The sequence below is a fragment of the Clostridium sp. Marseille-P2415 genome, from assembly GCF_900155545.1.
In the GTDB taxonomy this organism is placed as follows: domain Bacteria; phylum Bacillota; class Clostridia; order Lachnospirales; family Lachnospiraceae; genus Lacrimispora.
Window position 1 is genome coordinate 210,133 of sequence record NZ_LT732526.1, and the last position, 13,359, is coordinate 223,491.

A 13,359-nucleotide genomic window follows, 5' to 3' on the forward strand; every position below is an offset into this window, starting at 1 on the left:
TAGTAACAGGAGGATTGAATGGATGAAAACACTTGTAATTTATTACTCTTATACCGGCAACACGAAAAAAATAGCGGAGCAGACAGCGAAAAAAGAGAATGCTGATATCTGTGAGGTCGTGGAAAAGAACAGACCCGGAACTGTAAAAGCATTCACGGCCGGAAGCTTTCATGCAATGCGAGGCATGAAAAGCGAAGTGGAACCCATCACTGCCGACCTGTCTTCTTATGACAGGCTCATTGTCATGGCGCCGGTGTGGGCAGGCAATCCCGCACCTGCGATGAATAATGTATTCGACGCCCTTCCTTCCGGTAAAGAGGTGGAAGTCATCATGGTGTCCGCCAGCGGGAAAAGCAGTTGTAAAGACAGGCTGGAACAGCTGATAGGGAGCAGAGGGAGCAGGCTTTCCGGTTTTACGGATTTATCATCCAAGCAGTGAACACTATTTTCTTCTTAATATTAAGGAATAATCATATTGAAATTCCCCATTCATCAAATCCAACAGCAGAAAAACCTGGTTCTATGATTGCAGCTCTTGACTATGATAAAAAAACTCAATAGTTTACATCACTGAATTCGTATAAATTTTATAAATCTGACAGGAAATTAATAAAAAACATAAAAAATGCTACAATATAATATTGTGCTATTTTTTTATGGAAAAACAGACAAACTATCTGTGAGAGGATGACATCATGTCTGAAGGATTTCTTAAATAAGGAGGAGCTTCAATTGCTGATCTTGTTGGAAGGAATTAATTTTTATATAAATTCACCGTTTCTGCTGGGTATTTTATTGATGCTGATTGCATTGGCCTATTTTGTTCTATTAATGCTGTATTACAGGTTTAACCATTTTGGTAAGAAAGTGCATTTTCCGGTCTGTTCCCCGGGAGAAGGAGTTAATCCGGGTCCCAGTGAATGGGAGAAGCAGATGCTTGACCTGGCAGAGAGCCACAGCCGGGTCAGCTTAAACGGATACAGCTTTGTTCTTAACGATTATAATCAGGCCGCCTATAAAAAACTGAATAAAATCAGAGACACCATCTCTGCCTTGTCCACCGATATCATTTCCCTGATTCCGGCAGCGCGCTGGCTTTTTGACAATTTCCAGATGCTGTACCGGGAAATTAAAAAAGTGCGCACCTCGGGAACGAGCTATGCCGTATTGCCGATCCTGAAGGGAAAGGAATACCGCAACTTTCCCCGTATTTATGTTGTGGCTAAGAGGATGGTGGCTCTTTCCGGCGGGCACTTAAATGAAGAAAATATTTCCGTGATGTTAACGGCTTATCAGAAGAAGGTACCGCTTACGGACAAGGAAATCTGGGTTTTGCCGGAAATGCTGGGCTTTTGCCTTCTTGAGGAAATCATTGTAATTGCGGATGAAGTTCTTCATATGATTGATGTAAAGTCAAAGGCAGTAAAATTTCTCCGGAAAAAGCTGGAAGGGAAACAGGGGCCGGCCGATATATCAGCACTGCTTTGCGGAATGGAGGATAACTTAAAGCTTAACTACTCGTTCCATGCCCATGTAATATATCTGCTGAAAAATATGTCCTTTGATGAGGCCTCCATTCAAAGATACCTGGAATATCATTTTGCTTCCCTGGAAAAACAGGTGAAGACCTCAGGCATCTTCATGGAGGAAGGAAAGATTGAATCATTTCTTGAGACAAATATCCGGACTTTAATCGTCAGCCTGAGGGATATCAATGAGGTGGACGAGGAAAAATTCTTTGAGGAATATTCCTGTCTGGAGCAGATTTTGTCACAGGATCCGGCCGGAGTCTATTCAAAGATGGATTTGGAAGCCAGGGGCATATACCGTGAGGTCATCGTTAAATTATCGCTCCGTTACCGGCTGATGGAGGAAAAGATAGCGAAGGACTGTCTGGAACTGGCGATGAAAGGAAGGGAGGATCTGCATTGTTCTCATCATGTGGGAGCCTATCTTTTGGGTAAGGGTTATCCGATTCTGAAAGCAAAGGCATTAGGGAAACCGATCCCCCAAAGCATTAAGAAAAAGAGAAATGTAAAAGGTTTCCTTTATTTCCTTTCCCTGTTCCTTTTTATTCCGGTACTGAGCGCCTGCCTGCTCTATACATTCCGAACCCTTGGCGGCGTCCAGGATACCTGCCGGCTTGTAATTTCCCTGCTGGCGGCAATGCCGATGCTGATCGGTATTTCCATGGAGATTACAAATTTTATATTTACCAGAAGAATTATGGTTAAGAAGATTCCTTCCTTAAACTATCTGGAGGAAATACCGGAGGAAGCAAGAACCTTTGTGGTCATGCCGGTTATCGTCTCCTCGAAGGAACAGGGCCTGGAGTATCTGGACCGTCTTCAAAAGCATTATCTGGCAAACCGGCAGCCGAACCTTTTCTTTGCATTGCTGCTTGATTTCGACGATTCCGCGGACCAGTTCACGCCGAAGGACGAGGTGATTGAAAGCGCACTTGCCGCACGCATGAAGGAGCTCAATGAGCTCTATCCGTCGGAGCACCAGCGCTTTTCCATGTTCTTCCGCTTCCGCAAATGGAATAAGGCGGAGAACTGTTATATGGGCTGGGAGCGCAAGAGAGGAAAGCTGGAAGAGTTTAATGATCTTTTAAATGGGACAGGAAAGGAGAATACCACCTTTTCCTCCATTTATTGTGATGAAGAGCTTCTTACCACCTTCCGGTATGTGATTACTCTGGATGCGGATACAAATCTGATCCGTGATAATGCTGCGAAACTGGTCGGACTGATTGATCATCCATTAAATAAACCGATTCTGGATCCTGCAGGCCAAAAGGTGAAGGAGGGCTATGTCATCATACAGCCCTCGGTAAGAAATCACATCGTAGATAAGAGCGGCAGCAGGTTTACGAAAATCTTCGGAGGAGAATCAGGCCTTGCCCATTACGGAACCGTAATATCAGATATTTACCAGGATATTTTTGGCGAAGGTATCTATATCGGGAAGGGTATCTATGATATAAAAGCCTTTCACAAGGTGCTTCATAATAAGGTACCGGAAAACCGGATTCTCAGCCACGACCTTTTTGAGAGCTGCTATGCACGAACGGCTTTTTCCAGCACAGCCAAGATCATGGATAATTTTCCAAACAGCGTTTTATCCTTTACCAAAAGGGAACACCGATGGCTGCGCGGGGACTGGCAGCTGCTGCCCTGGCTGTTTATGAAGAAGACCCTGGACGGGAGAAGCCTATGCACATTGTCAAAATGGAAAATCTTTGACAACTTAAGACGAAGCCTGGTTCCTCTGAGTAAGACTCTGTTTGTTTTGTTTAATTTTGCATGGATGCCAAAAGCATATTACCTTTGGTTACCCTTTGTTTTCTTTCATGATATATTTAACCTGGTTATTCTGTTATTTGCAGTAATTACCCAGAAATTGATCCGGCCGAAGCTTGCCCTTGTTTATAAATGCTTCTTTAAGGAAATTGCCACGTTGTTTGAAAGAGCATTCCTGGAGTTTACAATCACTCCCTACCGTGCTTATGTGGCATCGGATGCAATTGTCAGAACCCTGTATCGGATCTTTATCAGCAAAAGAAATCTGCTCCGCTGGAACACGGCGGAAGCAGTGGATGCCTCCATTACCAACACCAGAAAAGGATATTTTCTTACCATGTGGAGCTCTCTTCTTCCGGCGTTTGCCCTTGTGGTAATTTTATTTATGGGATATCCGGCCCCTGCAGGAATGATTCTGGCAGCGATCATAATTGCTGACTGGATCTTTGCCTTTGAGATCGCATACCGGATCAGCCAGCCGGAAAAGAAGCTTCCTCTGAGGGATAAAGCACAGGACAGTGAGCTGCTTTTAGATACTGCGCGCAGAACCTGGCAGTTTTTTAAGGAGTTTTCCACGAAGGAAAATAACTGGCTCTGCCCGGATAATTACCAGATCGGGTCAGTCCCAAAAGTCAGCGAAAAAACATCGCCGACCAATATCGGTCTACAGTTTCTGGCAATTCTGTCAGCCAGGGATTTGGGGTTTGAAACTTTAAGCTCTACGGTTGAGACAACAGAAAACCTGATGGAAACGGTTCAGAAAATGCTGAAATGGGAGGGACATCTCTATAACTGGTATCATATTAAAACCCTGGAAGTGCTGGGCCCCGCCTATATATCAACCGTAGACAGCGGTAATTTCCTGGGACATTTAGTCACCCTGAAAAACGGCCTTCTGGAGCAGATCGACAAGCCGGTTTATCCGGACAACTTTCTGTCTGAACTCAGAATCGCAGTAAATAACAGCAATAAGGAAATAAAGCTGAAAACAGGCAATCCTGCAGGAAATGAGCTCAGGACCGGATATCAAAGGATAGGGGAACTGATAGAAGATATTGCGGATGTCTGGGAAGATTTAAACGAAAGAGAGCTTAGATCTCTTACAGATTACCGCTGTACCAGGCAGTTGATGAACTTAATTGACAGTATTGTAAATGAAGCCGCGGCTCTGAAGTTGAAGGAAGAGAGCTTTTCTTCTTATCCTACGCTTCGCCGCATTGCCGCGGAGGACAATAAATTTGCGAATAGCATGATCGACCGGATCCAGGCACTCAGCAATAAAATAGACTGCATTTTAGCAAATGTTAATTTTCGATTTTTATTTAACGAAAAGAGAATGCTGTTCCATATCGGATATCATGTATCCTCCCGCATGCTGGATGACGGCTGTTATGACCTGATGGCCTCGGAATCGGCACTCACAAGCTTTCTTGCGATAGCGATGGGAGAAGTGCCGTTAAAGCACTGGTACAGGCTGGGAAGACCGTTAACCATCGTAGGGGGCAATCCATGCTTCGTATCCTGGAGCGGTACGATGTTTGAGTATCTGATGCCAAATCTTGTATTCAAAGAATATGAAGGCTCTGTCTACGCACAGACCTCCAGGGCGGCGGTACTCCAGCATATGAAGTTTGCAAAGGAGTCGGAAATACCATGGGGGATATCAGAATCCCAGTATTACCGTTTTGATTTAAACTCAAATTACCAGTATAAAGCCTTCGGTGTTCCAAAGATAAGACTCCAGCCGGTCCGTAAGAATTCCCTGGTGGTCGCTCCCTATGCAACGATGCTGGCACTGGATATCGCAGAAGCGGAATGCATGAAAAATTTAAAGCGGCTGAAGGAATTAGGAGCCTTCGGCGATTACGGCTTCTACGAATCTGTTGATTTTAACGTACCGAATTCTGTGGAACTGACACCTTATTGCATTGTAAAATCCTATATGGCGCATCACCAGGGGATGAATCTGGCTGCGATTAATAATTATCTGAATGAGGGTATCCTTCGGGAGAGATTTCATTCGGAGATGATGATAAAGGCCGCAGAAGTCCTGCTGGAAGAAAAACGCCAGTCCTATTTGATTTCCATTGCCAGGCGGGGATATACAATAAAAATCGGGAAGCCCCTTTTTAAAGAAGATAGTTACAGGAACCGGCATGTCAGCAGTACAGGCATAAATCCGCCGGTTGTAAATTATCTGTCAAACAGTAAGTATTCACTGATGATAACGACCGATGGGGACGGTTTCAGTAAATATGAGGACCGGATGCTTTACCGTTTCCGGTCGGATATTTATGCGAATACAGGTAATTATATCTATATCAAGGATGTGAAGCAGGGGAAACTTTGGAGTGCCGCATATCATCCTACAAAAACGGAGCCGGAGGATTACCAGGTGGTATTCAGTCCGCACCAGGCGGAATTTAAACGCAGGGACGGGGACATCTCATCACACATGATTGTCAGCCTGGATGCGGACCATAACTTTGAGATACGCAAGGTTACATTTACCAATCACGGGAATGAAGAAAAGCAGCTGGAGGTGACCAGCTACCTGGAGGTGGTGGATGATACCCATCTGGCAGAGTTAAGCCATCCTGCGTTCAATAAGCTCTTTCTGGAAAGTGAGTATCTGGAAGAGCAGGAGCTCTTCCTTGCAAAAAGACGGCGTAAGAAGGAGGATGATAATCCTTACCTTATGCACATGATAAGAACAGGAACGAAGCTATGCAAAAAAATAGAATATGAAAATGACAGAAAACGCTTTATCGGAAGAAACAATACCCTGGAGAATCCGGATTCTGTGGTTAACAGCATCACCTTTTTCAATAATTCGGGCTTTTGTAATGATCCGATCATGAGCCTGCGGGCACAATTTATAATAGGAGCAGGTGAAACAGCCTGCATTTCTTTCATTACCGGGGTGTGCGGCAGCAAGGAGGAAGCAATAAAAATCGCCGGGGAATTGAATATAAGCTACCGGATTGATGATATCCTGGAGAAATTCCGGCTTCAAACGAACCTGGAGTTAAAGTATCTGGAGATTACCAGAACCCAGTTAAACGCCTTTCAGGATCTGATCAGCCCGATCTTCTATCCTGCTGGTATTTACCGGGGGCCGGATGAAAATATAAGACGCAACTTTATGAATCAGAGCTTCTTATGGAAATTCGGCGTATCCGGGGATAATCCCATCCTGCTCTTAATGGTTCGGTCTATCGAAGAGGAAAGAATCGTGAAGGATGTATTAAAGGCCTACGAATATCTGAGAGTCAACCGTGTCATGGTGGATCTGATCATCCTGATCGATTCCAAGCATGGTTATCTGCAGGAAGTAGATGAATTGATCAACGATATGACAAGCTCTCTTCGGATTTATGATTCCGGAAGCGGGAAGCGAAGCTTCTTTACACTGCATACGTATGAGCTGATACCGGCGGAGATTGATTTACTGTATACGACAGCACGGGTCGTATTTTCAGAGAAGACGGGGATTTATTTTACCAATGTGAGAAAAAATCAGCAGGAGCTGCTTGAGGAGTATTAAGGAGGAAGAGGCTTTGGACACAGCATATGCACCTACAAAACAGGAGAAAGAAATAGAAAATTATGAATTTTTTAACGGCTTCGGGGCATTTGCCTGTGAGGGCAGGGAATATGAAATTCTGCTGGAGGGGGATAACAGGCCTCCGGCGCCCTGGATCAATGTTATCTCAAACAATAGCTTTGGATTCCAGATTTCGGAGTCGGGCGCGGGCTTTACCTGGAGCATCAACAGCAGGGAGAATAAGCTTACGCCCTGGTCCAATGACCCCGTAAGTGACAGAGCCTCCGAAGCAATCTATGTTCTGGATGAAATAACGGGTGAGGTAATGACTCCCATGTCCCTCGGAAGATCTGACCGGGGCATTTACCGGGTAAGGCACGGTTTTGGATATAGCAGGTTTCTTCATGAAGAAGCGCTCGTTGATCAGGAGCTGACTGTTTTTACCCCTTTGGATGAGTCATTGAAGCTATGGAGCCTTAAGCTTGAAAACCATTCGGATAAAGTAAAATATTTGAGCCTGACCTATTATGTGGAATGGGTTCTGGGCACCCAGAGAGAGCATACCAATCCCTATATTCTGACCTCCTACGATAATGAACATGAATATTTATACGCAAAGAACATTTACACCATGAACTTTCAAAACAGCTGTTCCTACCTGTTTTCCAGCGAGATGATCGTCGGTTATACCGGCGACAGACAGGAGTTCCTGGGACGCAGGGGAAGCATCCGGGAACCGCGGGGAGCGGAAGTTAAGCTATCCTGCAATACGGGTGTGTGCTATGATCCCTGCGGAGCAATTCAGGTATCCGTAGCAATACAGCCCCAGGAAAGCAAGACTGTATTGTTCGGGCTCGGGCAGAGCAGTGATTTTAATGAGATAAACAAAATCAGATACAAGTACAGGGATGCCGCTGCTGCAGAAGAGGAGCTTGACAGGGTGAAAGCTTACTGGGACAGGTTATTAGGGACGGTTAAAGTGAAGACGAAGGACAGGGCGGTGGATATCCTGGTTAACGGCTGGCTGCTCTATCAGACGGTATCCTGCCGCATTCAGGCAAGGGCAGGCTTTTATCAGTGCGGAGGAGCTTATGGATACCGGGACCAGCTTCAGGATACCCTTTCGCTTCTCTTTACAGATCCGGGTTTTCTGCGCAGGCAGATTCTGATCGCCTGCAGCAGGCAGTTTGAGGAAGGGGATGTCCAGCATTGGTGGCATCCTCCGATGGGGATCGGGGTAAGAACCAGAATATCCGATGATTTACTTTGGCTGCCCTACTGCACCGCCGCTTATATCCGAAGCACCGGAGATACCGCAATCTTAAAGGAACAGGTGCCTTACATCAAAGGCCCGGTGCTTACGGAGGAACAGCAGGATGTAATGTTTACCCCGGAAATATCCGAACGTTCCGAAAGTGTTTATGAACATTGTAAAAAAGCCATAGAACGGACTGGTTTCGGAGAACACGGACTCCCTCTCATGGGGGGAGGCGACTGGAATGACGGCATGAATGAGGTAGGAATGAAGGGGAAGGGAGAGAGTGTCTGGCTGGCCTGGTTTTTGTATACTGTATTGGGAGACTTCATTCCTTTGTGCGGTCAGGAAGGGGATGCGGCCTACGGGCAGGAACTGGAGCAGAAACGGGAAACCCTGCTTCAAAGCATCGAAGAACACGCCTGGGATGGGGAGTGGTATCTTAGGGCCTTTTATGACGACGGCTCGAAGCTTGGTTCAAAGGAAAACAGCGAGTGCAAGATAGATTCCATCAGCCAGTCCTGGAGCGTAATATCTAAGGGGGCGGATGAGGAACGGGCGAAAACGGCAATGCAGTCGGCATGGCGTTATCTGGTAAGGGAGGAGGATGCCCTTTCCTTACTTTTGGCGCCTCCCTTTAATAAGACAAGTAAAAACCCGGGGTATATCAAGAATTATATTCCCGGCATCCGGGAAAACGGAGGCCAGTATACCCATGCGGCGGTTTGGCTGGCGATCGCCGCGTCGAAGCTGCACGACTATAACATGGCCGGGACTTTGTTTGCCATACTTAATCCGATTACCATTACGCAAAACAGGAAGGATGCGCTCAGGTACGAGAAGGAGCCCTATGTAATGACGGCGGATATATCCTTAAGCCCCCCCTATACCGGAAGAGGCGGCTGGAGCTGGTATACCGGTTCCGCGGGCTGGATGTATCAGGGGCTGTTGAACTGGTTTCTGGGCATTCGGAAAGAGGGGAATGAGCTGGTCATTGATCCGGCGACACCGGCAAGTTTCGGCGATTTTTCCATAGAATATAAGTATGGGAGATCCCTCTATGAAATCAGGGTCGGGAGCAGAAGTAAGGGAACCCTGACAACGGAAACGATCACTGTGGATGACAGGGTAATTCAAGGGAACAGAGTTCTGCTGGCGGATGACGGAGAAAATCACCGGATCATTGTATAGTTCCTTGTCGGCAGAATAATAGTAAAGCCACAATACTTCTTAATTAATAAAACTTCATTTTCATTTGTAAAAAAAGGTAAGGCTGTGTTTTTCAGTTATGAAGAACACAGCCTTACTGGAACATTATTTTGTCAACTGCTTATATATTTCCTTTGTATCCAGCGGATCCTCATCACTGAAAATGTAAGTATCTTCCAATGTCTTTATTACAAGAAAGGCAGAGGTCTGGGGATTTAAGCATATCTCGCAATCGCCGTAGCCTTCAACGGAAAAGGTCCCCTTTTCCAAAATATCCATACCCGTTCCAAAGATTCGGGAGGTATCCGGCAGCTCGGTAATGAGCTTTGTCTCCTGGATATCGGATATATTGACAGCATATTCTTCTTTCAGATGTTCTGCAATGACCTGATTTCCCCGGATTTCCAAATTAACCGGTGTAAATTCATCAAAGATCATATAGATACATAAAACCGGCAAATACAATAAAAACGCAAAGGTAAATGCCGTGACGGCCTTTCCTGCTTTTGTTGCCATGTTCATGGTCATTCCCATTCCAAATCTTTTATCGACCATGGTATGGCTGTCATTGGGATTGTAATAGAACATGCCGTAAATCCAGTGAGAATCATCATCGTTAAGGATCCTTTCGGATTCTGAAGAGATTTGATCCGCTGCTTTTTCTCTTAATTTTCTTATATTGGTACCCCCGCGGAAGAGGATAACTGTCAATAGAATGGAATAGGCCATTGTCAGGACCAGGAATAGGATTGTATTTTTTAAAGTTCCCTTAATAACAGCCCAGGTAATAAACGTAAAGATGGCATTGATCCAGGCTATCCAAAGAAAGCATTTCCCCCAAATGTGTTTTTTTGCCCGGTTGAAATTAGAATTCAAATCACTGTTCATGCTGATGATTTCTGATCTCTGGTTATCTGTCAGGATCCCAAGAAAAAGGCTTAAGGGTGAAAGAAAGCTGATGGAAAACAGGGTCAGTTCATTGGTAAGAAAATGCTTTGTTCCGGAAAAAAACAGGAATTCAGCCGCCAAAGGGATCAGACTGAACACAATGGGGGGAAGAAAAGGCAGTCTTTTGATGGCACGGATTTTTTCAGTTGCAGTCCTGGTATCGATGAAGACCTTTTCTTTATTTACGGTATTCCACTGCATCTCTGCCTTTAGCAGGCCTATTTTTTTATTGTATTTTATATAGAGCAGGCTGAGGGCCAGGATTGACATCATGATCCAGCCAATCCACAAGGTCAGGCTGATGGATACATAGCTGATGAATAGAAAAAGAAAAGGGAAAACTCCGAATATCAGCATATATTTTTTCAATTCTTTCTCATAGGCTTTACAAAGGGCCGCGACTTCCGGGGCATTTAAATATTCTGTGGGAAGCGTGATTCCCAGGACAATATTTTTCTTTTCCCTGACGGCAAGTTTCATTACATAATAAATAATGGGCAGAACCGGATATAAGCAGACAAATAATATAATATGAAATAACATACAGTTTAACTCCTTTACACGTTTCATAAATATAAATAATTGGGGCATACCGTACTTATGGGATCATTATGATTTCCCTGAGTATAGTTCACGGCAGATCGTTAAGAATTCACTTTCTGTAAAACCTTCCAGCTTTGCTTCGGATATGACAACTTTCAGGGCATCGGAGGTCTTTTTTGACAGAGACCGCTTCTTTTGGTAGGTATCGTTTACAATGGCGCCGCTTCGCCTGTCAGCACAAATATATCCTTCCTGTTTTAACAGCTGATAAGCTTTATTTACCGTCATGGTATTGATACCGATTTCCTGTGCCAGGGCTCTTATTGTCGGAAGCTTTTCACCCGGAGCCAGGGTTCCGTTGGATATTCCGATCACGATCTGATTTCTTAACTGCAGATAAATTGGCACGTCGCTTTGAAAATCCAGGGAAACTATCATGGGATCACTTCTCTTTGTATTACATATAGTAATACAAATAATACAAATAATACAAAAAGTCAATTCCTGTTTGCATTTCAGAATAAATTAACGGACAATTACTATTTATAAACTGTGCAGAGGTATCTGCTACATTTTATAACATAGATGCATAGTATGTATTATCAGCTTTAAAAATTATGATAAGTTGATTTATGTTTAAACATTTATCCGATTTTTCCGATATTAGAAATAAGAGGATAAAATAATTTTTTACTTTTTATGGAATGGAAGGAGTTATCTAAATGAAAATTAAAAGATTATTTCGTTTGTTCTTTGCCATGCTTTTTGTTTTTGCCATGACTTTTGCATACACAACAGCGGCATATGCAGCAGCCTCATCGAAAACAGTATCTTCATCAAAGTCAATGAGTGTTATCCTTAAAGAAGGTTCTTCCGGTGATTCCAACATTATATCTTTTAGAGTTTCCGGGCTGCCTGCAAATGCAACGGTTACTAAAATTGAAGTTAATACAGGTTCTCTTTCTTTTAAAGGGGCGGTACTGACAAATAAATTGATATTAACCAGCAGCAATAAAGCAACGGAAGCTTCCGTTGCCTGGAATGGTGCCTCCAATTCAAAACTAACATTCAAAACTCAATTTTATAATACTCCCGCAAATGGGACATATGATATCCGATTTAATGCCACCTGCCTTGGAGGATATATTGAAAGAGGAATAAAGCTGGATACAGGCACGAAAACTTACAGCCGTCCTTCAATAACGATTTATTACGAATATTAAAATTAATGGTAAGTTGAGGTCAGTTTTCGAAACCGGACTGGCCTTGACATACCTATTATTTAAAAAAATAACTGCAAAGGAGTGTTTGACAATGCGCATTGGATCTTATAATAGTATTACAGTGAACCAACAATTTTCAAAGAAGAAACCAAGCAGCGTTCCGGTTCCCGATTTTTTTGCCAAAACAGCACCCAAAATGAGTGATGTAAAATTTAATGAAGCAATTGTACAACAGGCTCAAAAAGATGCATCTACCGGAAAGTTTGGCGTTGAATGCCCCGGATTTAAAAGTCTGATGGAAAGTTATGTATCCGTAGTATCACCGGACCGAAAGGGTATTATTGATAAGGCTATGACGACCCTCAATGGCATAAATCAATCATCTGTACCCCAACCGGAAGCCATCTCTCTTTTAGATATTCTTTTGGGAAAACGAATTATGTCCGCCAGTAATGAGATTTCTTATGCTGAATTTAAGGACGGCAGCGGAGAAATCGTTGCGACATTCTCAAATGGCACATGGCACGCTATGGGAACGCCGGCAGAAGATGCCCGTACTTCTGAATTTTACGGTATATATATAGAAGCGTGGAATGCGGCAAGAGGTGAAATAACTGACCCTGCAGTTTCCGGTACATCTTCCGGGACAATTGATGTAACCACCTGATAAATGTTTCGCAGCGGCTAACAGAATGAATTCTGAGGGGATGTATAAATCAGTTAAAATCAGGCAATTATACGCTTAATACACTTATTCATCAGAGGTTATATAAAAGTATGAACGACATGAACCGCAATAAAAATGAGTTGTCATCAGAACAACGGGAAGAACTGCTAAGAGTGCTGAAAGCCCGTTTTGAGAAAAACATGAACCGCCATAAAGGTCTTGAATGGGCTAAAGTACAAACAAAGCTGGAAACCGATACTGAAAAACTGTGGTCACTCAATGAAATGGAAAGAACTGGTGGTGAACCAGATGCTGTTGGTCAGGATATAAAAACGGGCGAATACATTTTTTGTGATTGTTCGGCGGAAAGTCCGAAAGGCCGCAGAAGTGTTTGTTACGACCGTGAAGCGCTGGAGTCAAGGAAAGAACATAAGCCGGATCATAACGCTGTTGATATGGCTGCTGCCATGGGCATTGAGTTTTTAACGGAAGAACAATACCGGGAGCTGCAGAAACTTGGAAGTTTCGATGTAAAAACATCGAGCTGGGTGAAAACACCTACGAATATTAGAAAACTCGGCGGGGCCCTTTTTTGCGACCGCCGCTACGACACTGTCTTTGTGTACCACAATGGAGCAGAATCCTACTATGCTGCCAGGGGG

Annotated in this window: 8 protein-coding genes; 6 read left to right on the plus strand and 2 right to left on the minus strand. The window is 44.0% G+C overall.

The annotated features are described in order from the left end of the window. The first annotated feature begins 22 nt into the window (after positions 1 to 22). The 3 genes from BQ9856_RS05915 (at position 23) to BQ9856_RS05925 (ending at position 9,298) form a co-directional block, all read left to right on the plus strand. On the plus strand, positions 23 to 439 hold the full coding sequence (locus BQ9856_RS05915) for a flavodoxin family protein (protein WP_077610213.1): 417 nt from the start codon (positions 23 to 25) through the stop codon (positions 437 to 439). A 293-nt stretch (positions 440 to 732) separates the two neighbouring features. Then, complete coding sequence (locus BQ9856_RS05920; protein ID WP_159441959.1) at positions 733 to 6,852, plus strand: glucoamylase family protein; 6,120 nt, start codon at positions 733 to 735, stop codon at positions 6,850 to 6,852. A 13-nt stretch (positions 6,853 to 6,865) separates the two neighbouring features. Beyond that, the gene (locus BQ9856_RS05925) at positions 6,866 to 9,298 is read left to right on the plus strand and encodes a GH36-type glycosyl hydrolase domain-containing protein (RefSeq protein ID WP_139348665.1); all 2,433 of its coding nucleotides are present in this window, start codon (positions 6,866 to 6,868) and stop codon (positions 9,296 to 9,298) included. Positions 9,299 to 9,421: 123 nt separating this feature from the next. Here the strand turns inward: BQ9856_RS05925 and BQ9856_RS05930 are convergent, their stop codons facing one another. Together BQ9856_RS05930 and BQ9856_RS05935 are read right to left on the minus strand one after the other, a co-directional pair. Then, positions 9,422 to 10,807, minus strand: a complete 1,386-nt coding sequence (locus BQ9856_RS05930) for a DUF5808 domain-containing protein (RefSeq protein ID WP_159441960.1) — start codon at positions 10,805 to 10,807, stop codon at positions 9,422 to 9,424. A gap of 66 nt (positions 10,808 to 10,873) precedes the next feature. Next, a complete protein-coding gene (locus BQ9856_RS05935) occupies positions 10,874 to 11,245 on the minus strand; it encodes a GntR family transcriptional regulator (RefSeq protein ID WP_077610217.1) in 372 nt (123 codons plus the stop codon). Positions 11,246 to 11,529: 284 nt separating this feature from the next. On the opposite strand from BQ9856_RS05935, the gene BQ9856_RS05940 reads away from it, so the two are divergent. From BQ9856_RS05940 to BQ9856_RS05950, 3 genes are all read left to right on the plus strand, one after another. Further along, positions 11,530 to 12,030, plus strand: a complete 501-nt coding sequence (locus BQ9856_RS05940; protein WP_077610218.1) for a hypothetical protein — start codon at positions 11,530 to 11,532, stop codon at positions 12,028 to 12,030. 91 nt (positions 12,031 to 12,121) lie between these two features. Continuing rightward, positions 12,122 to 12,697: a hypothetical protein gene (locus BQ9856_RS05945; RefSeq protein ID WP_077610219.1), complete on the plus strand. Its 576-nt coding sequence runs from the start codon at positions 12,122 to 12,124 to the stop codon at positions 12,695 to 12,697. A 119-nt stretch (positions 12,698 to 12,816) separates the two neighbouring features. Continuing rightward, positions 12,817 to 13,359: DUF4256 domain-containing protein (locus BQ9856_RS05950; RefSeq protein ID WP_200801352.1), on the plus strand; the 543-nt coding region annotated here is incomplete at its 3' end.

Excerpts from the sequence above, each read along its gene's own strand:
- BQ9856_RS05915 (WP_077610213.1), top strand. The coding sequence starts at position 23 with ATGAAAACACTTGTAATTTATTACTCTTATACCGGCAACACGAAAAAA.
- BQ9856_RS05930 (WP_159441960.1), bottom strand. The coding sequence starts at position 10,807 with ATGTTATTTCATATTATATTATTTGTCTGCTTATATCCGGTTCTGCCC.
- BQ9856_RS05935 (WP_077610217.1), bottom strand. The coding sequence starts at position 11,245 with ATGATAGTTTCCCTGGATTTTCAAAGCGACGTGCCAATTTATCTGCAG.
- BQ9856_RS05940 (WP_077610218.1), top strand. The coding sequence starts at position 11,530 with ATGAAAATTAAAAGATTATTTCGTTTGTTCTTTGCCATGCTTTTTGTT.
- BQ9856_RS05945 (WP_077610219.1), top strand. The coding sequence starts at position 12,122 with ATGCGCATTGGATCTTATAATAGTATTACAGTGAACCAACAATTTTCA.